The sequence below is a fragment of the Roseibacillus persicicus genome (assembly GCF_014651675.1).
Classification (GTDB): Bacteria; Verrucomicrobiota; Verrucomicrobiia; order Verrucomicrobiales; family Akkermansiaceae; genus Roseibacillus; species Roseibacillus persicicus.
In genome coordinates this window covers 281,850-305,294 of record NZ_BMXI01000002.1, presented here as the reverse complement: position 1 = coordinate 305,294, position 23,445 = coordinate 281,850, and the positions used below count along the sequence as shown (strand labels likewise).

The following is a 23,445-nucleotide window of genomic DNA, read 5'->3' as shown; positions in this document are numbered from 1 at the left end:
GGGATGAGATAGGCGAGCTCGAACAGGCTACCCCGCGCTTCGGAATCTCGGTTTATCTCAGAACCTCTGGGCTTTGGAATTGTAGAGTGGACGGAGATCTGCTTGTTCGGAGAATCGAAAATCGAAACTTTTTTTGTTATTTGTCCCACAAATCATCGTGAGCCTTGGACAACAACCCATTTTTAGAAACCAGCCCCACAAGAAAGTCGCCCAATCCGTTAACCCGCAATGCCATGAATCCCAATCAGCACTCTTTTTTTACTTTGTTCCTCTGGTTCCTTCTCTGCTGCCAATCCCTTCCGGCAGCCAGCGGAGGTCCGGATGGCTACGGCTACACTTGGATCAACTCTGACGAAGAAGAAGGCCCCGTCTACGAGCTCATCAAGCACACCCCCAAGGCAAGCCTGGTGCTGGAGAACAACACCGCCACGGCCGGAAACGTCGACCTGACTGTCCCATGGGGTGGGATCTATGGCGCACAAACCAAGACCTTGCGCATCTCACGCAACGGCTACATCACCGACCTTTTGACCGAGTCGGGTAACGATGAGACCAACGACTGTCCCCTGCCCGCCACTCCATCAGTTGGAGGCGGCAATCGCATCTACGTGCTCAATGACAATCTGGAACTCGACACCTCAACCGGAAAAGTTCTCTACGAATATTTCCCAAGTTCACCCCATCCCCTGCACTCCTGCGGGGTCCACGTCATCACTTGGCAAAACATGCATCACGCCACTGGCAGTAGCACCCGCTTCTCCTTCCAGGCCCTTCTCTTCGACAACTTTGACATTCTTCTTCAGTTTGAAAAAGGAAACCCCGAGGCCGGCTCTGGCTCCACAACTGGCATCCAAAATGCCGACGCCACTATCGGGCTGAATATTGCCTGTGACACCCCCAACAGCATCCCGCCCTACAGCGCCTACCTCATCCGCCCCCCCGTCACCACAGTGGACACCATCGTCGACGAGTTCGACAATCCCCCCGGGGCCAATACCTCGCTCCGCGAAGCTCTTCGCGATACGCCCAATGGTGGGCGCATCGAGTTCGACTTCTCCACCAGTGTCGCCCCCCTGATTGACCTCTCGTCCTCTGGCGGTGGACAAGGATCCCGCATCACCCTCAGCAATCGCAACCTCGCAATCGACGGGTCGACTATCGCTGCTCGGCCTTGCTTTTACGGCGGCGGCGAGGTCAGGCATCTCTTGATACAGAACGGAAGCCATCTCTCACTCTGCGATCTTCGCTTCTCCCACGGGGCCAGTCAAAATCTATTTGCGGCCGGTGCCGCAGGTTCAACTTATGTCGAAGGCGACTCCTCGCTTGTCGCTAACAACTGCGATTACAGCCAAAATTTTTCCAACAACGAAGGGGGTGCCCTCTTCATCAAAGGGGCCGAAAGCGAGGCTCACTTCCATCAATGCGACTTCATGAGCAATCTGGCACGCGCCGCCGGGGGAGCAATCGCTGCTAGAACAGACGCCAAGCTAACAATGCAAAGATGCAAACTTTGGCTTAATCGCTCCAGCAGCTCGGTAGGCGGTGCGCTCTCCCTTCGCGAAGCTGAAGTTCAGCTCTCGTCCTGTGACTTTGCCGAGAATGAAGCGGTGGGAAGCAACGGCGGCGCCATCGTGGCCAACGCCGGGGTGGAGTGCGAACTATATGCCTGCACCTTCGACGCCAATACCGCTGTAAATGGCGGTGCGATCGCGGCCGAAAACAGCTCGTCGACTTCCTCTCCCCCAGCCCAGTTGCAGTTCTCCCGCTGCACCTTTTTTCAAAACCTGGCCATCAGCAATGGAGGTGCAGTCTACGAAGACTCAATCAATGCCGACGGATTTACAGCCTCTTTCAACTTTGCCCACTGCACTTTCTATCAGAACGGATGCGGTGCCGGGGGAGGAGCCCTTGCGGTCAGAGAGGCAGATCCTGCCTTTCAAGGGGTCTGTGTGGCTCACAATACTGCCGAAGGCCATCCCAACAACTTTATCGCATTGGGTTCGGGCGGCACGGTGAGCTATGGCGATAATCTGGAGTCGGGCAGCGACATGGGCTTCACCCTGGGAACTGACTATCAGAACGCCAACCCTCTTCTCACGGACCTTGGCTACTACGGGGGCTTTGTGCGCACCTGCATGCCCTTGCTCGGTTCGCCGCTCATCGACGCCGCGATTCAAGGCGGGGCGGCCTCCCCCCTGGATGCCCGGGGTATCGCCAGCTTCCAGGACGGTGACCCCACAACGAACTCCGGCCTCCCGGGCTTGGACTACGATGATATTGGAGCGGTGGAGCTTGCGCCCACCATCTTGCTCGATGATACCGATGAGGAGGGACTTCAAACCGCCATCAATAGCGTCGCGCGAGGGGGCACCATCCGTATTAGCAATACCCCTCGCATCGAGTTCAGTTCAGTACCGGATATCCCCACGGGAAGCATGATTTTCATCGAAGCCCTGCAGCCCACCACGTTCTCCGAACTTCGCCTCTCCTTTTCTACCTCCGAAGTTGCCCTGCATGGCATCGACTTCGATGCGGGGGGCTACAACAATGCTTTCCTCAGCGTCACCAACCCATCCGCGCCATCCAACCCCAGTTCCCTCAGCCTCCATCGCTGCGAAGTGCGCAATCACCCCAATTCCAACAACTCGGCCATCCAGTGCCTCGCCAACTCGAGGCTCTCCCTGTCCCACTGCGAGTTCAGGGAAAATTCATCTGAAAAGGGTCTCTCTCTCGACGGCCTCGCCCATACGATTCGCGACACACATTTCAGCCTTAATGAGCCTGCCAGAGACCACGTGCTTGTCGACATCGGTAGCCCTGCTCTCATCTCGCGCTCATCCTTTATCGAACAAAAGATCGCGTCGAATTCATCAGGACGTGGCGCCCTCATCCGATTCACCACCTTCTCACGCGACCAGCCCATCATCTCGAGAATTCGCAACTGCACCTTTGCCAACAATGTTCTGACCACAACCGCCTTTCAGAACTATCTCCAGCCTTCCCTCTTCGAGATTGACGGCCAAAGCTACAGCGTTCCGTGGTTCATCCTCTTCGACCATTTAACGATCGCAGGCAACACGCTTGGCGGACCTGCCAACACAAGCCTGCTGACCGCTTCGACTTCAAGCTACCCGACGAATTTCTTCTCAATCTCCAACTCCATATTTTCGAACAACCTGGTAACCACCAATTTATCAGGAATCAACTCGGGCGGAGGCAATTTGTTCGACTCTTCGCAGAGCGGGACCTTGGGTTCTGATCAAGTCGACACCGATCCTTTGCTCGGTCCCTTGGCACTGGGACGCAATGGCACCCGACACTACACCTTGCAGCCCGGTTCCCCGGCGATTGACAGTGCCTTGCCAAGCACCGCAGGCATCACCGATGGACGGGGAACCATCCGATACATCGATGGCGATTCCAACAATTCTGTTCTCCCTGACGTCGGGGCCGTGGAAGCAGGTATTCCCCTCATGGTTACAACCCACAAGGACGAAAACGATGGAGGTCTGGGATTGGGCGATGGCGATTCGCTGCGGGAATGTCTCGCCCGAGGCGACTTCGATCCAGTCAGCATCTCGGTCGATCCCACGATTAGTGAAATCAAGATCAACTCGGAAATCTCACTCGCTGGTCCGCACTCTCTTGATCTCAATCTCGCCGGCAAGGATCTCACCCTTATCTTTATCTCAAACGCGCTTAACCAGGTCAGCCTGAGCGCAGAGAGCTACCTCCATCTGAACTCCACCGCCCTCCAACCCCCGCGCGATAGAATCGCTTTTTCTCTCTCTGAGAATAGCAATCTCCACCTCCACGATTGCGAATTTGAAACCGCAGCCTTGGGCTACCTCAGCGCTACTGGCACGAGCCAGGCCCTCGCCACCCGGGTCCGCGCGGACGAACTCAACTTCGACAGTGATGCCGCTCTTTTTCTCACGAAAGTCTCTGCCGACATGAGTGTGGAGAACTCTTCGTTCACCCGCAATACCAGCTCGGACCTCAGCACCCGAATCTTTGTCCAAGCCTCAACCGCCGCCCGCTTGTTTCTCGACCACTGCACGATCGCCGAAAACGAGTCTCTTGAAGGAATGCTGGAAAATACTGGGTTCACCCGCATGCGCCACTGCACCTGGTATCGCAATGGCAGCAATCCGGCGAACGCGGGTTCGCTCGCCCACACGTCCATCAAGTCCACTCTCTTCGCCGCTAATCATGGGTCCTCGGCCTTTAACAACCCAAATGGAATCCTCTTTTCCGAAGGTGATAACCTCTCTGACCTCGGAGACTCCTTCTTACAAAACAGCGAAGACAAAACCTACTACAGCGCACGCCTGGCCCCTCTCTTCGACTATGACCGTGATGGCGTTCTGGAATCACCACCTCTCGCCGCGAGCCCAATCTTCGCGACCACGACAGGAGCAACCGACATCCCTAACAACATCCTGGTCGTAAATACGACTGCTGACGAGAACGACAGCCCGGCAGGCCCCAACCTCTCCCTGCGGGAAGCAATTCGCGACCTGGCCCCCGGAGGAACAATCCTCTTCGACACCTCGCTGAACAATGCCTCGATCACGCTGGACAATCTCGCCCTTTCCAAGACTCTCACCATGGACGCCACGGACCTGCCCTCGGGCATCGACTTGGTGGGGAGAGCGTATACCACGAGCCCGGACATCACCATAGCCTGCCACGGGATCCACTTCCGTGATTCGTTCGCCGAATCCGGCAATGGGGGCTCGCTCCATCTTCCCGCTGCCAACCTGGTCGCCTCCAGCTGCACCTTTTCAGGCAACGCGGGCTTTGACTTCGGGGGCGCGATCTCGATTGGAGGCGACATGATGCTGGAGAACTGCACCTTTGCCCAGCTCTCAGCTTCTGCCCAAGCCTCCGCAATTAAAATCGAGGGAGGAAACTCCCGGATCTCCTTCTGCACCTTCGGAGAATGCTCCAGCCCCAGCGGAGGAGTCATCGACTTAATCTCCAGCTCTTCCCTCTATCTCTACGGGTGTCACTTCTACGACATCGCACGACCCGCGGTCTCCTTCGGGACAGATATCACTTCGGCCTTCAACCTCTTCAGTCAGTCCAGCGTAGGCTTTGCCACCGCCACAGATGCGGTGGGGGTTTCTTCGGCAGCGTTCCGACCTTTCGCAGATTATGGGGGCTATGGGCCCACCTACTCCTACTTACCTCTAACAGGTTTCGACAATTTCATCACCAATATTGGGGCTGGGGTGGCCCAACCGCCGGAGCGGGATGGCCGGGGTTTCATCCGACAAGTGCAAAACGGAATCGAGCCCGGCTCCCACGAATTTGGAGGAGAAATTGCCTATGGTAGCGATTCAGAAAGCCTCTTCGGGGATGAAGACGGGCTCCCCGCGTGGTGGGAGCTCAACCATGGCCTGAATCCCACTTCCGACGACGATCCCACCATCGATAGCGACGGTGACGGCAGCAGCCTGGCCGAGGAGTTTGCCTGGCTCACCGATCCGGACGACGCCAACTCCTTTTTCTCCTGCCAAATGGTGGCCGGTCCTTCGCTACAGTGGACCACGGTTCCGGGTTACCTGTATCGAGTCGAAGAAAGCGAAACCCTCTTGTCCAACGACTGGGATGAGGTTGAGGTCAGAACTGGCAACGGTTCACCGGAGACCTTCGCGCTCCCCATTGACCCCGTCACCAAGCCCAAGAATTTCTTCCGCATTGTTAGAGTTTCGCCCTAACAAACACCTCACCTAAAGCCACTCGACCTCGGGTGGCATCTCCACAAAGCGGCCATCTATGCAGAACGGCTTTCCATCCAGGGTCACCCGTGATCCTTCACCCAGACCCGCGATGAGATCCCAGTGCAAGGTGCTCTTGTTCGTATTGCCGGTCTCGGGATATCCCGCGCCAAAGGCAAGGTGGAAAGAGCCGCCCATCTTCTCATCAAAGAGAATCTGACCCGTCGCCCGGTCAATGGCCCGGTTGGTTCCAAAGGCGACCTCACCGATACGGCGCGCGCCTTCGTCCTGATCCAACATGGAGATGAGGAACTCCTCTCCCTCCTCCGCCTGTACCTCGGTGGCCCGGCCCTTTTCCATCACGATGCGGGCATTTCGAACGGCGTGCCCCTGATAGACGCAGCGCTTGTCAAAGACGACCACCCCCTCCGCGCCGCCATTTTCGGCGGCAAGGTTCGGCCCAGAGTAGACCTCGCCGTCCGGAAAATTCTTTCTCCCTGGGCTAGAGAGCCAACGCATCCCGGAGACATCAACCGTGAGGTCCGTGCCGGCGGGAGTCTGGAAACGGAGCTGATTCCCTTTCATCAAAGACTCCGCCAACGCCGATTGCCAGGCATCCAATTGCTGCCAGAAGGCGACCGGATCCTCTTGATTCAGCTGGCAGGCCTTCACCACAAACTCGCAATAGTCCCGCAGGCTCATCCCCGCATCCTGCGCATATGCGTTGGTGGGGAAAAGAGTGGTCGACCAGAGCAATGGACGCAGTTCCGAGTCGATACCAGGGTCATCCGCCACTGCCGCCCGCTGAAAGAAGAGCTCGCGACTCGCCTTGTTCGCCCGCGCTGCCCGTTGAATCCGTTTCGGATCAAACTTGTCCAACGCCCGCAGATTGGTGGAGCCGCCCAGATTGATCGTCGCATCCACCAACTCGGTCTCTGCCTGAACAAGTGGATTGACCCAATCCAACTGTTGCTCACTGGCCAACTCATAGAAAGCTTCGCCCAGAAACTCCGGACGGCAATTCACCACCGGCAATCCCCCCGCCTCCAAGACCTTCCGATAGACAGCCTCCAGCAGAGGCTCCGCAGCAGGAACAGAAGTAATCCGAACCACGTCGCCGGGCTGAACTTGAGTCGCGTGCCGAACCAGAACGTCGGCCCAGCGTTGAAGATGTGTATTGGTGATCATTTTGAGAGATTTGCGTTTTCGGTAGAGGAAAAGACGGCCTGAGAAAAGAGACGGACTGTTTCGTGAGAAAGCCTCCCCCCAGAACCAAAGACCCCGACTGGTCGACCCTCTGAATCCGCAAAAACTGCGTGGGTGCCAGCCCCCATCCAAGACAGGACGGAGGAATTTAGCTGGAGATTTTTCCTCACGACCTCAAGACAAGCGAAATCGGGAAAAAACTCAACAATATACAAAACTATTTGCGGAGCACCTCGCTCACGGGGTCGCTCAAGCTGGGCTTTTGCTCGGCCATTGGAATGGCGGCGAGGACTTGCTGGATGGCGGCTTCGGCGGTGTCTTCGCTTTGGGCGTGGACCCGGCAGAGCAAGTCGCCCGCGGCTACCGCTTGGCCTCTCTCCGCAAAATCACTGAGCCCCACCGCGTAATCGATGGAGTCCTCCGCGCGACGCCGGCCACCTCCAAGCTCGACCACCGCCAGCCCGAGTCCCCGGGTATCGATGGCGTCGAGATAGCCGGCGGAGGGTGCGATCACGTCCTTCACAATGGGAGCGGCGGGCAAATAGTCGTCGACCTTCTCCAGAAGGTCAGTCGGTCCGCCCAAGCCGGAAACCATTTGGGCAAAAACCTCGGCCGCGCGACCCGAGGACAGGGCCTCCTCCAAGGCAGTGCGGGCCGATTCGTTGTCCTGATGCAGGCCTCCCAGCACGAGCAGTTCCGCCGACAACTCCATCACCACCTCGTGGAGACGGCTTCGCTTGTTGGAGCCTGTTAGATACGAAATGGCATCGCGCACCTCGAGGGCATTGCCCGCCGCGCTGCAGAGAGGCTCGTTCATATCGGTGATGAGGGCGCTGGTCTTGACCCCCGCGCCATTGGCCACGCCGACGATGCTTTCCGCGAGGGCATGCGAATCCTCGTAAGTCGCCATGAAGGCGCCGTTGCCAGTCTTCACATCCATGACGAGCGCCTGCAATCCGGCGGCGAGTTTCTTGGAAAGTATGGAGGCGGTGATCAGGTCGATGGACTCCACCGTGGCAGTGACATCGCGGGTGGCGTAGAAGCGCTTGTCTGCCGGAGCGAGCTCGCCGGTCTGCCCGATGATGGCGACCCCGCAGTCGGCCACCACTTTGCGAAGCACCTTCTCGTCAGGTGAGGTGTTGTAGCCGGGAATGCTATCGAGCTTGTCGAGGGTGCCCCCAGTGTGCCCGAGTCCGCGCCCCGAAATCATGGGCACAAATCCCCCGCAGGCCGCGATGAGAGGCCCCAGCATCAGGGAGACATTATCGCCCACCCCGCCGGTGGAATGCTTGTCGATGACGGGACCATCCATCCCTTCCCAGCGCAGCACCGAGCCCGAATCGCGCATCCCCTCGGTGAGAGCCACCCGCTCGTCGAGGCTCATCCCTTTGAAAAAGACCGCCATCGCAAAAGCCGCTATTTGCCCTTCGGAAATCGAATTGTCGCCAATTCCCGAGGCGAAGAAGAGGACCTCGTCCTTGCTGAGCGCCTTGCCGTCTCGTTTCTTGCGAATGATTTCCTGCGGTAACATGGGAAGGAGCATAGAACTTCCCTGAGGAAATGCCCAGAGTTGTTGGGCGAGAATTGAATTCTTCAGTCACGGAACTTTACAAGCAACCCGGGGGCAACAATCTCAATCTTTCTGGTTTTTCTTCCTTAAAAAAGTGTTGGAAATTCGAAAAAATTCCCTTTTCCCCGCAAAAAAAACGAAAACAGCGACCGGAAACGAGCCCTTTTTGGCGAGGAGCGAGCTCTCTCCCATCTCCTTTTTGAGGAATTTTCATTAAACCCATCCAGAGAGAGCACTTCTTCACTGATGATTTATTGATACTCTCGGCAAATAACTCTTATTAAAGAACCCTAAAACCAAGAGGGTTTAAGCACTTGCATAAATTTACAGGAACTAGGAAGACCCTAAACATTTCTTCCTGGAAACACTTACAATTTAGCATTGTAAAATATATATTTACAGAAAATCAAAACAGGAGTAAAAATGAAGAACTATGAAGTTCCATGTTCAAGTAAAAGTTATGTCATTCGTTGTGCTCTCTAACTCAATGGTAAACGCACATGTTCCTCTTTCTTCTCTGTTTGAAGAATGCGATCCGGTAACAACCAGTCTTTCTGCTCTTCAGACTTCCAGTGATCAGATCGTATCGAAGACCTTTACGAATCTGGAAGAGACTGCTACTTGGACTCATCATGTAGCGGGAGCTGCCGGATTCAATCTGGGCCTCGCTTGCCTGGAAATCAGGACTTTTACGCAAACTGATGGAACGAGCCTCATCTTCGGGCGGGAACAGAAAGCCCGAACCGCTCTGGGGGTCGACTTGAGCGCATTGATAGAAGGAATCCTTGAGATTGACCTCATGAGCAATTGGGAATCCGACCTCACCTTGGACACCGATCTCCTGGAGGGAGGAAACTATGTCCTGCGCTGCACGGTCATCCCTGACAACAGCCTGATCGACATTTCCGGCCTTCTTGCAAACACTCAAATCTCAATTGCTGGTTCGGTGACTGACACCAATGGGGTGGGAGGAGTGAACATTCACCTTTTGGACCTTGTCGACATATCTCTTTTAGCTGAATCAGAGGCCTTGGATATCGAGATCCCCTTCCAGGCTACCGAAGACTCCTCCACCATTGATATTAACTTCGACTCTGATGGTTTGGTTAACTTGGGAGTATTGAATTCGGTGAGCGCTCCCGGGGGAAACGGGACTCAAGCCGTCCTCAAGTTTGCCGACTTGGCCGTCATTTCGGTCAACGAACCTCTCGAAGACTTGATCCTTTCCATCGAGCAAAGCTCCGAAGACTCCGTGGAACTGAGCTGGACCGGGGGCTCCGGAGTCATCGACATCGAAGTTTCGACCGACCTCAATCAGTGGGACACCTTCGAGGTCAACGCCAGCTCGCCCATCACCGTTCCCATCGTGTTCAACGAGGACCCCAAGAGATTTTTCCGAGCAGTCAAGCGCTAGCAGCTCCCCCTTTCCCGCAATCCAAAAATCCATCTTGGTTGCTCATACCAAGGTGGATTTTTTTGTTCCGACTTGAGCGAAGAACGGTTCTGGCCGCGAGTGTCTCCTCTCGCTAAAGACTTCTCCCATGAAGATTTTTCTGACCGGAACAACTGGTAAGGTGGGAGGATACTTGGCGGATTATTGGCAGGACCTGCATCGGGTCACCGCTTGCCCCCGTTCGGTAGTGGATCTTACCGACACCGCCCAATTGTCCCGCTTTCTGGAAGAGAGCGACTTCGATCTGCTCGTCAATCCAGCAGCGGTCTCGACCCCGGAAGGATGCGAAAGCGCGCCCGAGCTCGCGGAAAAAGTGAATGTGGAAGCCCCCGCCACGATGGCCCGGATTTGCCGGGAAAAGGGGGTGCCCTTCATCCACTTCTCCACCGACTACGTGCTTGATGGCAGCGAGGCCGGATTGAAGGCCGAAGATTCGCCCTGCCAGCCGAACAACCTCTATGGACGAACCAAGCTGGCTGGCGAGCAGGAGGTCACTGCCGCCCATCCGGAGGCCATCGTGGCGCGGGTTTCCTGGGTCTTTGGCTCCGCCGGAGAAGGCTTTTTGGAGAAGGTCTTTCGGCAGATTCAGGAAAAAGTCGCGCTGGAGGCGGTCGCGGACAAATACTCCGTGCCCACTTCCGCGACCGAAATGGCGAAGGCTCTCGACTTCCTGATTGCCTCGCGGTCGCACGGTCTCTTTCACCTCACCCAAACGGCGGCCGAGCCAGTGAGTTGGCACCGGTATGCGGTGGAGGTCTCGGCTGCGGTCCACGAGCTGGGCCTAACGGAGGGGCCCATTCCAGTCACCCCCCGCCGGATGGAGGAGATTCCGGTCTTGCGGACCAATCGCCCCGTCCATACCGCCATGACTCCGGCCAAATTGAGCTCACTGGGACATGAGATGGCGGACTGGACCCACGTTCTGCGCCAACGGGTCACAGAGCTTCAATCTAACAATTCCCACCCCACATTCTAAATCGCATTGACCGCACCCCGCCCCGAGGTCATCCTTTGCGGCATGAAAAGCAGCAGATTGCTTCCCCTCGCAGCAACACTCTCCCTCGCCAGTTGCGCGCAGATTGCCTCCACTCTCCAAGAGCCAATCACCAGCGATTACAACCCGCTGGATGGCCCGAATTCACCCCGTCTGCGCTCGAACAGCTTTCAGCCCACCGGCCCCACCTACAGCGCCGGCACATGGGTTGAGACCGCGACCCCCAATGCGACTTTCTTTAATAAAATCCCGAAAGGCAACGCGACCGCCGACAAGGTGCTGAGCCTGGGAACTCCACTGAAGGTCGTTGCCACCAAGGGTTCGCACTTGAAAGTCGAATTGGAAGGCGGCTCCGTGGGCTACGTCCCCACTATCATGGTGGCCGAGCCCTCCAGCAGCGACGACACCTCCCCCTTCCTGCCGCCGCCGCCCTCCGCTCCCTTGCAACGCAGCAGTAGCAGTGACCTGGCCCCCGCGAGCCTGGCTCCGGCACCCCTGCAACCTTCTGGCTCCTCTCTCATCCCGCCGCCGTCGAGCGTCAGCGCAAGCCCCGACCCCGACCCCGTCGTCATCGAGTCCCCGGAACGCAAGCCGACCGAAGTGCTCATTCCAACCAGCGGCTCTCCCAGCCCGGTCCAGTTGCCCGAAGCCCCGGCCGTGCCCAGTTCCATCCCCGCTCCCAGCGGCGCCCCGGACAAAATCGACCCAACCATCGGCATCGAGTAGACTGGGTACGCTCGGCGAACGTTGACCGTTCCCAGCAATTTTGCTGCAAAATTCTCAGTAGCAGCGCGGTAACCAGAGGGTGCCCCTCATCTTACCCGCTGTCCTACTGATTGCCGCTTTGCAAAGCGAGCCCCTTGGTTACGACTCCAACCCCCTGGGAGTCCTTGAAAAGCCACTGATCCTCCGGACCTACGTCCCCGACCCCGGACTCGATCCCGCGGTGCTGTCCCATCACGGCCAAGCCGCCAAATCTCCGAAATACAATGCGGGCAAAGGCCGCGACGTGGCGGGTGAGTATGAGATGATCAAGGTCTTGCCGGCAGCAATTGCCGTCAATCACGGGCCAGCACTTTCCTATGTGTTCGATACCATCGAATGCCGCGTGATGTATGCCTGGCAAGGAGGCTTCCTGGATATGTATCCATATTGGGGAGATACTGAAAAGGGAGGTCGCCGCTCCTTTGACTACGTTCCCCGCCTGGTCGGCAATCTCTTTTATCTCGCCCAGTCACAGGAGCAGGCTGAACCCCGTTTCATCGGCTATGATCTCTCCGAGAACGGCGTTCCGACCTTCCGCTACCGCCTTGGAGAGCAGGAGTTTGCCGAAACCATCCTGCCCAGTGAGGAAAAGCTGACTTTCCAAAGGGTCATCACCACCCAAGGGCAGAAGACGACCGAAGACATTTCCGGCGAATTGCTCTCGCGCCATCAGGGCTTTGATCGCGAGATTAAGATCGCGGATGCCAATGCCAAAGCAGGCGAAGAGGTCTTTCTCGCCTACGGCTGCATTGCCTGCCACTCCACCGACGGCTCCGTGGGGCACGGACCGACTCTGGCCGGCCTCTTTGGCAGCGAACGCGAAATCGAAGGAGGCGATACGATCACCGCAGACGAAGCCTATCTCCGCGAGTCCATCCTGGCACCCAATGCCAAAACCGCAAAAGGCTTCCCGCCCAACTACATGCCACCCTATCAGCTCAACGAGAAGGAACTCGATTCAGTGATTCTCTTTATCAAATCCTCCGCAGAAGTGACCCGGGACTAACCTGTTAGAAAATTTTACCGCAGATGAACGCAATCAAACACAGCCGCTGGAACAAGGTCTTCACACTTGGACTCATTCTAACAGGAGCTGCCACTGTGGGAGCCTCACCCTATCAGGTCGAGAACATCGCCCTCCCCCCCAATTGCCCTCCCGAGGTCGGAGCCATTGACTTCGCTCCAGACGGCACCTTCTTCGTGGTGCTGAGACGCGGCGATGTCTTTCGCGCCCAGCCACAATCCGATCCGGAGAAATGGGACTGGCAGTTGTTCGCCAGCGGATTCCACAACGGGTGCGGACTGGATGCCGTGACCCGGAACAAAGTGCGAGTCACCCAGATGGCCGACTTTACTGAAGCGACCGATACCGATGGGGATGGGACGGCGGACCAATACCGCATCTTTGCCTCCGGATGGGGATTGTCGGGAAATTATCACGAGACCAACACCATCACCGATGATGGCGCGGGCGGCTACTACATCGCCGTGGGCACCGCCTCCCACAATGGCCCGACCGGCGAGCATACCCTTGGGGATTACTCCAAGTTCGGCCGCCGGGGACGCAACTTCGCCGCCGTCAAATGGCGGGGCACCACCCTGCACTGCGATGCCGAGGGCAACTTGACCCCCTACTGCTACGGCTTCCGCATGCACAACGGAATTCATCGCGATCAAGACGGCAACCTGTGGTGCGGTGACAATCAGGGCGACTGGCGGGCAACCACCCCGCTCTATCACCTCGAGAAAGGCAAGTTCTATGGACACCCCAATAGCTTGGTCTGGGATCCCACGTGGCCGGCCAACAAGGATCCCCTCGCAACCTTTCGAGAGGATTTGGCGGCCTACAATGCGCACCGGACCCTTCCGGTGGTGCAAATCCCGCACAAGGAGATCAACCGTTCAGCGGGCGAGCCCTACGTCATCCCCGACAATTTCCCCCACTTTCCAGGCCAAATGCTACTGCCCGACAACAACGGCACCCGCATCACCCGAATCATGCTGGAAGAAGTCAATGGCGAGTTCCAGGGAGCCTGCACCCACTTCCTCGACAATGGTGGCTTGCGCTCGGGCAACCACCGCATCCGCTTCAGCCCCGATGGCCAACAGATCTACGTTGGCCAAACGGTGCGAGGCTGGGGTCAACCGGCAGAAGGGATCCAGCGCATCACTCCGGCCAGCCAAGAAATGCCCTTTGATATCGAGAAATTCGAAATCACCCCCAAGGGATTCAAGCTCACCTTCACCCGGGAACTTTCGAAGCAGCCTCAAGCCCGGGACCTGAAGTTCAACTCCTTCACCTATCAATCCAAATGGACCTACGGTTCTGCACCCGAAAACAAGGCGCAGCACGAAGTCACGGAAATCGTCCCGGTCGATGGGCGCACCTTTTCGGTAGCCCTCGAGGGCTTCGAAGCTGGCAAAGTGTATCAACTGGATCTGCCGGCGATGGAGAGTTCCAAGGGAGAGAAAATCCAGAATCAACTCTTCTACTACACCGCCAACCAGATCCCGACAGGAGAATAGGCAAAGGCTGGGGTTCACTTCCCTGCTTCGAAAAAAGGGAAAATTGGAGTAAACCAGACAGTCACGGATAGACCTCTGCAATCAGCGAAAGTGGTTTGCACGGCTGTCTATCGCGCGACTTCCTCTTTTTACTCCAAAAAAACTCCCATGCCCACGCTCCTCCTCGCCCTGATTGGCGGCATTCTCTGCTGTTCTCCTCCTCTGGCCGCACAGGACTCCACCACCAAAGAAAAAGTTCAGTCGAAAGCAGCCCGCGATCCAGATAGCGAGCCATGCTTTGTCCTCGACGGCGACCTCGACAGCGCCAACTACCTCATCACGGACAACGGGATGCGACTATGGGCTGCCGTCAAGGGCTCCAAACTCTACTTGGCCACTTGGTCGACCGAAGGCGGAACCAGCGATCACTTCGTGCTTTGCTCCACCACCTTCGGCAATCCGGAAGGACACCCCTGGGGAAAGGCTGGCACCCTGAACTACTACTTCGCGGAGTGGCCCTGGTTGGCGGCGGAAGGTGACAACGACTACGCCACCCTGAACAACGGAGGAGCATCGGGCGAACATGCCGAAGGACCTAATGGAGGAGTTCTCGAAGGAGTGATCGACCTCGAGGAGGTCTTTGGCACCATGCCCGAAACAGTCTACCTCTCCGCGCTAGCTTACGGAACCAACGCCGGAGATGCCATGGTGGGGCAGACTCCAATTTTCTGGCAAGACGACAATCTGGACATCATGGAGATGGCTCCCGTGACCGTGGAATCCATTCGCGACGAGGATCTCGATGGACACTTCGATCAGGGAGCACCAACCTTGACAAGCGAGGTGAATGGCAATCTCGCGGATGCCAACTATGGCTTGCGGCGCTTCTTTATCGACGAACAAGCAAACGAGAGCGCATCTCTCAGCCTAAACTTCACCCCTCATGCCAACCCGGACGAAACCGTCAGTCAGGTCGAGGTCATCACCAACCTGAACCGCCGCGACTTTGCCGTCATTCAGGAAAATCGCGACCTCGCCACCACCTCTTCCGAAACCTACTACCGCGCCTACCCCATGAGCGAATCCAACGGGACTTGGACGACAACCCTACCCGTCGACACCTGCGGAGCCTATCGGGCTACGGTGCGCTATTTCATTGATGGCGAGGGACCTTTCTACTTCACCGACGGAGGCCTGCGGCGGGACCTCGCCATCGTGGTCTCTCCCAACAATGCGCTGGACACAATTCTATATGAAGTCAATCCCGCCATTGTGGAAGCGGTGGACAGCACTCCCTCCGGTCGCTCAACCTTCCGCGATCTTTGGATGGAAAACACGGATCGACCCGATGCCGTCAGCACGCAGAAGTTCACCGAACTGGGCATCAACATGATCTGGCTCCAGCCCATCCACCCCATCGGCACCGAGGGCAGACAAACTGATCCCCTTACGAACCAGGACTACGACCCGGGCAGCCCCTACTCGGTGAAAGACTATTGGCAAGTTGCCCCCTTCCTGGGCGCAGACAATACTGAGTCGGGAGCGATGGCGGAATTCCAGACCATGGTCGACGAATTTGACCGCCACGGAATCGGCGTCATGGTGGACGGCACCTTCAACCACTCGTCCCCCGACGCGATTCTGGGACAAGGTGCGGTTGACCTTTACGGACAGAATCCCGCCAACCTAATCCGCGATGTCCGTCCAAGCTGGTATGCCAAGGCCGGCGACTACAGCAAACCGGCAGAAAACGCATCCGAACAAGCCGTTGCACCCGACCGAAGAGACTTTGGAAAATTTGTCGATGTGCGCGAACTCTATTTCGGCAACTACGATGCCTTGGTGAAATACGACAGCGACTCCCATACGCGCGAGTATCTTCTGGAAAGAGACAAACTCGAGCCCCTGTCAGCCACTACGAAGGAACTGTGGGATTACTTTGCCTACTATCCCATTTACTGGCTCGACAAGACGGGGCACCCAATCGGGACGCCCCCCAGCCAATCCCACCAAGGCATCGACGGAATGCGTTGCGACTTTGCACAGGGCCTTCCCAACGAGTTCTGGGAATATTGCATCAACAAAACCCGCAGCGTGAAGTGGAACTTTCTCTTCATGGCCGAGTCACTTGACGGGTTCAACAATGTGGCCGGCAATCCTCGTCACGGGGTGAGCTATCGCAGCGCCCGCCATTTCGACATTCTCAACGAGAACATCGTCTTTTACTGGCGGGACACTTGGTTCGACTATCCCGCCGACGGTCCGGGCTCTGGCGGCACCGGGACCAAGGATACTTTCAGCACTTTCGACGCCTATCGCCAGCGCCGGGAGGCCTATGACAACGTCGTTCTACTCAACAATCTAACGAGCCACGACGAGGTCTTCCCCAGCGATCACCCTTATGAACTGCTCAACACCTACGCCCAGCTCGCGGCTTTCAAAGGTATCCCCATGGTCATGTATGGGCAGGAAGCCGGAGCGCTCAATGACTTCGTCAAGTATGGTTTCACCGGAGCCATTCCCAACTCCGACCACAACTGGAGCGTGTATGAAGACAACTTTGGAAAGACGATTCCGAACTTCAAGCGCTACAACGACATGACCCGTGTCTGGCAAAATGCGGACGCCATCTTGGAGAATTTGTATGGGCGCATCAATACAGCCCGTCTCGGCAGCCCGGCGCTTCGCAGCGACGGAGAATACTTTCTCAGCAAGCTGAGCGACGGCAATTTCGACGACGACATCATGGCCGTCGCCAAGTTCGAAAGTGCTGGAGTCAATGCCAGCTCCCAGGATGTGGTCTTCGCCCTCGTCAACAACGACCCGCTTGCAAATAGCAATCGCATGCAAACCTTTGACCTCTCCCCTGAGTCCTCTCCCGGGGTCAATTGGTTCGGCATCCAGCCTTCTCACCAATACAATGTTATCAACCTACTTGCCAGCGACGACACCCAATATCTCTGGAGCACTGACCGCACGGGGCAAGACCTCATCGACAACGGTCTCACCGTCATCCTTGACCAGTCCCTAAGCCAACTTGGGCAAGCGCAATACCTCAGACTCATCGACACCTCTGCAGCCAGTTCTGATCAAGACGGGGATGGGCTTCCCGATGATTGGGAAGTCCTCTACGGGTTAGACAACAGCATCGCCACAGGAGCAACGGGCGACGACGGACCGGCTGGCAATCCTGACAACGACCAGCTCACCAACGCGGAAGAATTCTTGGCCGGACTGAATCCCATCGTAGCCGACAGCGAAAAGTTTCAGCTCTGTATCGAACGCGGAACCGACGGGTCCGTCGACTTGACCTTCCCACTGATTCCTGCCCGCCGCTATCAGATTGAATTCTCGAATGACGGAATGACTTCATGGGAAAAGATGGGAGCAGCCACCGACAGCACCGGACTCACGGGCGACCCCGCCTTCCTTCTCACGGATGACGGAAGCGAGACCGGGTCTGCGCCCGGCGTCGACAGCAATCGCTTCTACAGACTAATCGTCACCCTTCCCTAACAAGCCCTTTCACTCAAAGTAAGTGTCGTCGTGCTGATAGGGTGGGGCGCAGCAACAGAGAAACCGGGTCTCCTCGATACCGGTAATCTGGTGCCAGGCTCCGGCGGGGATGAGAATGGCATCTCCCGGGACAACCTCGCTCTCCTCCCCATCAATTTCCATCAAAGCCTTGCCCTCCAGCAGGAAGTAGAATTCCTCACTGAGCTTGTGATAATGGCGATCCGTCGCGCCTCCGGCCGGCACGGTGGCCTCGGCCAAGCTCTGCATTTTCACCGGAGCATTGGATAGATCGAGAATGCTTCGAATGGTCGAGCCATCCTTCGTGGTGAACGGCGCTTGCTCGGAAATCTTGCGAATGGTCATCGTGGCCAAGCTGCCTCAATTCGACGGGAAGGTAAAACCCGGAAATCTCGCTCAGCTCACCTCGCTCACGGTCGCACCGTTTTCCAAGGGCTCGCCGATTCGCTTGCCCTTCATCAGGGAAAAAAGTGGGCTCTCCGGGGTCAAGGTCGTAGCGGAAATCTCCCCCTCCGAGACTTCGATCCCGCCGCCCGCCGGCAAAAGAAAATAGAAGCTCCAGACTCCCTCCAGCTCCAATTCCACCAAGGCACCCAGGTCGATCGGGTCACTCACCGCGAACTCGGGCAGTTCGAATTTTTCCAACAGGTCCAGAGCCTCCACCAACTGCTCGGCCTGTTTGGCCTGCCCTGCGGCGAGGTAGGACATCTCCAGACTGCGCGTGTCGTATTTGCTCTCGGCCTTGCTATCCGGATCAGTGGCCGCCGCGCTGGTATCCGCTAACACGCGGGCGAACTCTTCATGTTCCTCGCGAAGCACGGCAATGACCTTGGTGAGAAGCTGGGCCTTGGCAGAAAGCATGGCTCAGATTGGACCGGCCGAAGCATCAGGGCAAGCTCCCGCCTTTCTTTCCACGTCCTTAATCCTGCTTGCGCGCCGACAAGTCGGTATTCTCCAACGCCGTTCGCGGTTTAGGCATACTATAGGCCGTCCCGGATGGGGGCGCATCGCTTCTCACGGGAACCGCTCCCGTCGTCAGGGAGGATTTTCCAAATCGGAAATTCTTCAGGGACAAAGCCGGCTTTTCGATGAAGGTCCAACTCAGGAACCCCATCAGGAATGAAGCCACCAGCATAACGGGGATGGCATATAGGGTCGTCATGTAACCCAGCTCAATAAGGACATTGAGAATGAGGAAGTGGAAGATATAGATTCCGTAGGACAGGTCTTGCCCCCTTAGAACTTTGCCCGAAAGAGCGGGTAAAGTGTAGGCCAGCGAAATGGTCACAAAGGCCAGCAAACACTGGGCCACCACATACAATGCGGTGCCGACTGCGGTCTCTCCACCGATGAGCAATTCCCCAACGCCAGTTACCACCACCCAAGCTGCGGCCCAGGCGAGAAAGTGTCCTTCCAAGATACTACGTAGCGAGTCGAAGTGCCGATAAATATAGACCCCCAGGATGAACATCCAAAGATGCGGCAGCAAGGTCATGTGCAGGAGCTTGATCGGCATGGCGACAAGAGCGAACTCTCCCGCGACGTTGACGTGATAGCGCATGAACAAGTTCGCCGCCACCGAGGTGACAAAAAGCACTCCATCGAATCCAAGATTAACGAAGCGATAACGCTTGAGGAAGCCCCTGAGCAGACACCAAAGCGGAACAAAAAGGTAGTACTGCAACTCCACGGTGATGGTCCAGAGCGCACCATTGACCACCCCCATGCCAAAGCCCCGGAAGTGCTCCAAATTCCAGAACTGAACAAACGAGACCTGCCCCGCCAGCCAGGCCAAGAAAGTCGGAGTGGCAACAAAGTCCCGCTGCAAATACCCTGCCCAAGTCAGAATCCCGAGAGACACCAACACCGAGACCCAAAGCGCGGGATAGATCCGCAATCCCCGCCGCCAGAAGTATCCCTTGAGGTCCTTCGGATTTCTCTCGAAAGAAGCCACGATGAGGAAGCCACTAATCACAAAGAAGATCGGCACGGCCGGAATCAAAAGAAACAGCCGATGCAAAGTGGCCCCCGTGCTATCCAGACGAGAACTCAATCCGTCGTAGTGAAGAGTGTGCGTGCAAACCACATGCAACGCCACAATCAGTCGAATGAGATCGAGATTGTTGACCCTTCCCGGTCCCTTACCAAGATTGGTTGGAGGGGCTACATCACTCCCCTTTTCGTTCAAGGCCAAGGCTTTGAACAAAGGGTTGGAAGAAATAGTGATTCGATTCATTCGCTACGAGGGGTTAAGGTTTAATCCGTGATGAAAAGACTTGCGGGCAAGTCGGCTCCATTGCGCAGGTTCGCCGTAGTCGGATTGGAATCCCAAGCATAGCGAGCGCTGACCGGGCTATTGATTCCCGGAGCAGAAATCACAAGCATATCTCCAACAATTGTTCCAGTAGCCGCGGTCCAGGCCCCTCCGGCCTCCCGGATCTCTAGCGACTGAACCGCAAGTCCGTCACTGGTTTTCAGACCTTCTCCATACTGAAACTGAACCTCGATAGTCGCCCCCTTCACACTGTGCGACTGATAGATCGGGCCTGTTAGAACCTTGCTCTGTCCATACTGATTGACCAGAGACCAGCGGGAAAGCCGGTCCCCGATCTGGGTCTTGTCCGCCGGGTGCACATCATTCGGATCACCGATATCATTGCCGATGGCCATTCCCACATTGGTCAGATTCGCCAAGGCTAGACGTTGCTCGTCCTGCACGCGTACCCAACCAGGCCGCGCGCCCTCGTGGTCAAAGTTCGGCAACTGCATGTAATAGAAAGGCAAATCCTCGCCCCACTTCTCCCGCCAGTTTTCCACCAAAGCCACAAACAATTCCCGATAGTCGTTGGAGCTGAAACCGAAACTATTCGCCTCGCCATGATAGAAGATGATTCCCCGAACGCCATAGCCCGCAATGGGTGCGACCATTCCGTTGAAAGACTGCCCCCCTAGGTTGGCTTCGAACTGCGGGTCGCCAGTAGGTGGCTCGGGAGCGGGTCCCTGCGGATTCGCATTCCACGCCGCGAGCTCTGCCTCGTAGTCAGCAAGCGCCTGATCCCAAGCGGCGTAAGCTGCGGTCTTTTCATTCAAGATAGAGACACCCTCTGGGAAGGTGAGAAGCTTTTCCTCCTCGATGTAGCCTTGGATCGGCTGGCCACCCCAGGCATTCTCAATGACCCCCACGGGAACCCCCAACTGGGCACGTAACACTTTGGCATAATGATAGGGAGTCAGAGGCATGTCCGGCATATCTCCACTCTGCGCACGAAGCCAGTCCCCCTGCACGAGACGTTGGGGATCCTTGCGGGCCTGCTCGTTGGCGACAAAGACCCGAAGCAAAGGATCATTCGCGCTTGCAGCCTCGGCATTGTTCGCCGGAGTCGGCAAGTAGGAGAAGCGGAATTCCATATTGGATTGCCCGCCACCCAACCACACCTCGCCCACCAACACATCGGAGATGGTGCGAACTTCTTCATCGGTCGTGATCACCAGATCACGGCCGACCGAGGATGCTGCCAGATTGTCGAGAACCACCTCCCAGCGACCGAGATCATCGGCAGTGGTTTCCCACTGTCGGCCATCGAACTGCACTGAGACCGAACAGCCTCCACAAACCCACCCCCAGATCTTCGCACCCTTTTCCCGCTGCAAAATCATCCCGTCCGAAAACATCGCAGGCATTTCCAGCCCTTGGGAGGTGGCAAACAGACCGGCAGGCAATCCGGATGCATTGGTCAAATTGGCGAAAGTCGGATTGTCATCCCAAGCATAGCGGGCTGCCACCGGGGCGTTCACTTGACTTGCAGACACCACCACCTTGTTCCCCGAGATCACCGCGTCGGCATTCACCCAAGCTTGCCCGGCAGCGCGAACCTGAAAGCCTGACAGCGGTTGGCTATTGCTCGAAGCGAGCCCCGCGCTGTGGTCGAAGCTCAGCTCAACTGTCGATCCGCCAATCACCGAAGACTTGAACACCGGCCCCGAACGTTTGGTTGCGGACTTTTCATACTCATTGCGCAAAGCCCAGCGCGCCAGGCGCTCACCAATCTCTTTTTTGTTAGAGGGATTGATATCGCCCGGGTCACCAATGTCGTTGGCGACCACCATGCCGGCGTTGCCTGCCAGACTGATCGTGGGCAATGCCCGCCGCATCTCGTCCTGAGTCGTGACCCAAGTCAGGCCTCCGCCCGTTTCGCCGGGTTGTTCAAAGTTCGCGAGTTGAACATAGTAGAAAGGCTTCTGCGCTCCAAAGCGCCCCCTCAAATCGCTGGCCAGATTTTCCAAGAACTCGCGATAAAAGATCGACTTGCTCCAAGTGGCGTCGATTTCCCCCTGATACCACAACAGGCCGCGCACCTCATAATCGGCCACTGGGTTGATCATTGCATTGAATGTCTGCCCCGCAATCTCGGGACGCAGAGCGGGATCCAGCGGTGCTGTCGGACGCGGTCCCACGGGGTTGTCCTCCCAGGCGGCCAACTCGCTTTGATACTCACTCTGGGTCGCACCGCTAGCCCAATTGGCGTAAGCCTGACTCTTGGCATAGAGCTCGGCTTGTCCTTGGGAAAACGTCCCCAGCGCAGTGTCCGAGAGGTAGCTCTCGATCGGCTGGCTATCTCGCGCACACTCGATGATGCCGATAGGAATGCCGACCTCGCTGCGGAGCTTTTTCCCAAAGTAGTAGGGCACAGCCGCCACGGGCTCGAGCGCCCCCGGCACACTGGGGTGCCAATCCCCAGTCGCTACCGTCCGGGGATTGCGTGCTGCGGCTTCATCCAACACAAAGACCCTCAACATATCGTCGAAGGTATCGGTGAGCTCCGCATCAGCCTCCGCGGTTCCCAACTCTTCCAGAGTGAGGTTCATGCTGCTACCGCCCGAAACGAACCACACATCACCCACCACCACCTCGTCAATTTCGCGGGTTTCCCAACCGGTGCGAATCGTCATGGTGCGCCCTCCCCAATTGGTTCCCATCGCGGGTAAAATCACTTCCCAGCGCCCGGAGGCATCGGCAGTTGCGCGATAGGTGTTTCCGCCAAAGCTCACCTCCACCTCCGCCGTCGGAGGCAGATACCCCCAAATCGGAACCGGCTGTTCCCTTTGTAAAACCATGAAGTCGGTGAAAATCTCAGGCATCTCCAAGAGCCCGTTTCCAGCTACCGCTTTGCTCCGCACAAACCAAGCGTCCCCAGTCGTGGGAACGCTCCAGGGAGAAGGTGGCTGCGGAGTAATATCCGTCCAATTCACGAGGTCCGTACTCTCTTGCAACACACCGAGATAGGACAATTGGAGACCACCACTACCGTCGGATTGAATTCCTACAGGGGACGCAACAGCTGGCTGGCAGGACGCCGTCGATACGAGAGCAGCCACCAGAAACGGCACAATACCGGACAATTTAATCATTGGAAACAAAGGGGGGGAACACGAGAAGCACTGCTTGAAAACCGAGGTAACCCTCGAGACTTTCAGACAATATTGACTGTCTACAGGGTTATTCTAAAAATTTAAAACCAAAAATACGATTTTTTATAAAAATAAGAACAATTGAACTTTCAAGAGCAGATTCTCTTTGCCAGCACTTAACAATCAGTCTCATTTTCTATTCGGAAATCTCCAATGAATCAGCTCATCACGTCCTCGCAACCTTCCCTAACCCGGCCATCGGGCCTCTCTCCTTCCGGCGCAC

General features: G+C 56.8%; 13 protein-coding genes. 7 read left to right on the top strand and 6 right to left on the bottom strand.

Features of this window, described 5'->3' with window-relative positions:
* Window positions 1–233 precede the first annotated feature (233 nt).
* Window positions 234–5,726, top strand: coding sequence for a choice-of-anchor Q domain-containing protein (locus IE099_RS03485; RefSeq protein ID WP_189567383.1), 5,493 nt, complete (start codon window positions 234–236; stop codon window positions 5,724–5,726).
* Between the two features lie 12 nt (window positions 5,727–5,738).
* On the opposite strand, the gene IE099_RS03480 is transcribed toward IE099_RS03485, so the two are convergent.
* On the bottom strand, window positions 5,739–6,914 hold the full coding sequence (locus tag IE099_RS03480; RefSeq protein ID WP_189567381.1) for an aminopeptidase: 1,176 nt from the start codon (window positions 6,912–6,914) through the stop codon (window positions 5,739–5,741).
* A gap of 235 nt (window positions 6,915–7,149) precedes the next feature.
* Window positions 7,150–8,463 carry a thymidine phosphorylase gene (gene deoA, locus IE099_RS03475; RefSeq protein ID WP_189567379.1) on the bottom strand — a complete coding sequence of 438 codons (1,314 nt, stop codon included), beginning with the start codon at window positions 8,461–8,463 and terminating at the stop codon, window positions 7,150–7,152.
* Between the two features lie 526 nt (window positions 8,464–8,989).
* On the opposite strand from deoA, the gene IE099_RS03470 reads away from it, so the two are divergent.
* From IE099_RS03470 to IE099_RS03445, 6 genes are all read left to right on the top strand, one after another.
* Window positions 8,990–9,916 carry a hypothetical protein gene (locus IE099_RS03470; protein WP_189567376.1) on the top strand — a complete coding sequence of 309 codons (927 nt, stop codon included), beginning with the start codon at window positions 8,990–8,992 and terminating at the stop codon, window positions 9,914–9,916.
* Between the two features lie 127 nt (window positions 9,917–10,043).
* Complete coding sequence (locus tag IE099_RS03465; RefSeq protein ID WP_189567374.1) at window positions 10,044–10,931, top strand: SDR family oxidoreductase; 888 nt, start codon at window positions 10,044–10,046, stop codon at window positions 10,929–10,931.
* 6 nt (window positions 10,932–10,937) lie between these two features.
* A complete protein-coding gene (locus IE099_RS03460) occupies window positions 10,938–11,675 on the top strand; it encodes a hypothetical protein (protein WP_189567372.1) in 738 nt (245 codons plus the stop codon).
* Between the two features lie 79 nt (window positions 11,676–11,754).
* Entirely contained in the window at window positions 11,755–12,720 is a 966-nt protein-coding gene (locus IE099_RS03455) for a c-type cytochrome (RefSeq protein ID WP_189567370.1), read from the top strand.
* A 23-nt stretch (window positions 12,721–12,743) separates the two neighbouring features.
* Window positions 12,744–14,240 (top strand): DUF7133 domain-containing protein, encoded by a 1,497-nt coding sequence (locus IE099_RS03450; protein WP_189567368.1) that lies wholly within the window; start codon window positions 12,744–12,746, stop codon window positions 14,238–14,240.
* Between the two features lie 147 nt (window positions 14,241–14,387).
* Window positions 14,388–17,735: an alpha-amylase family protein gene (locus tag IE099_RS03445; protein ID WP_189567366.1), complete on the top strand. Its 3,348-nt coding sequence runs from the start codon at window positions 14,388–14,390 to the stop codon at window positions 17,733–17,735.
* Between the two features lie 9 nt (window positions 17,736–17,744).
* Here the strand turns inward: IE099_RS03445 and IE099_RS03440 are convergent, their stop codons facing one another.
* From IE099_RS03440 to IE099_RS03425, 4 genes are read right to left on the bottom strand one after another with little or no spacing between them, the layout of a single operon-like run.
* Window positions 17,745–18,098, bottom strand: a complete 354-nt coding sequence (locus IE099_RS03440; protein ID WP_189567364.1) for a cupin domain-containing protein — start codon at window positions 18,096–18,098, stop codon at window positions 17,745–17,747.
* Between the two features lie 51 nt (window positions 18,099–18,149).
* Complete coding sequence (locus IE099_RS03435; RefSeq protein WP_189567363.1) at window positions 18,150–18,614, bottom strand: hypothetical protein; 465 nt, start codon at window positions 18,612–18,614, stop codon at window positions 18,150–18,152.
* A gap of 58 nt (window positions 18,615–18,672) precedes the next feature.
* Complete coding sequence (locus tag IE099_RS03430; RefSeq protein ID WP_189567362.1) at window positions 18,673–19,989, bottom strand: acyltransferase family protein; 1,317 nt, start codon at window positions 19,987–19,989, stop codon at window positions 18,673–18,675.
* Between the two features lie 20 nt (window positions 19,990–20,009).
* A complete protein-coding gene (locus tag IE099_RS03425; RefSeq protein WP_189567361.1) occupies window positions 20,010–23,162 on the bottom strand; it encodes a sialate O-acetylesterase in 3,153 nt (1,050 codons plus the stop codon).
* Window positions 23,163–23,445: the final 283 nt, after the last annotated feature.

Bases quoted from the DNA above. Each gene is read 5' to 3' on its own strand.
- IE099_RS03465 (WP_189567374.1), top strand. From the start codon at position 10,044: ATGAAGATTTTTCTGACCGGAACAACTGGTAAGGTGGGAGGATACTTG.
- IE099_RS03450 (WP_189567368.1), top strand. From the start codon at position 12,744: ATGAACGCAATCAAACACAGCCGCTGGAACAAGGTCTTCACACTTGGA.
- IE099_RS03425 (WP_189567361.1), bottom strand. From the start codon at position 23,162: ATGATTAAATTGTCCGGTATTGTGCCGTTTCTGGTGGCTGCTCTCGTA.
- IE099_RS03430 (WP_189567362.1), bottom strand. From the start codon at position 19,989: ATGAATCGAATCACTATTTCTTCCAACCCTTTGTTCAAAGCCTTGGCC.
- deoA (WP_189567379.1), bottom strand. From the start codon at position 8,463: ATGTTACCGCAGGAAATCATTCGCAAGAAACGAGACGGCAAGGCGCTC.
- IE099_RS03440 (WP_189567364.1), bottom strand. From the start codon at position 18,098: ATGACCATTCGCAAGATTTCCGAGCAAGCGCCGTTCACCACGAAGGAT.
- IE099_RS03435 (WP_189567363.1), bottom strand. From the start codon at position 18,614: ATGCTTTCTGCCAAGGCCCAGCTTCTCACCAAGGTCATTGCCGTGCTT.
- IE099_RS03480 (WP_189567381.1), bottom strand. From the start codon at position 6,914: ATGATCACCAATACACATCTTCAACGCTGGGCCGACGTTCTGGTTCGG.
- IE099_RS03470 (WP_189567376.1), top strand. From the start codon at position 8,990: ATGGTAAACGCACATGTTCCTCTTTCTTCTCTGTTTGAAGAATGCGAT.
- IE099_RS03445 (WP_189567366.1), top strand. From the start codon at position 14,388: ATGCCCACGCTCCTCCTCGCCCTGATTGGCGGCATTCTCTGCTGTTCT.
- IE099_RS03485 (WP_189567383.1), top strand. From the start codon at position 234: ATGAATCCCAATCAGCACTCTTTTTTTACTTTGTTCCTCTGGTTCCTT.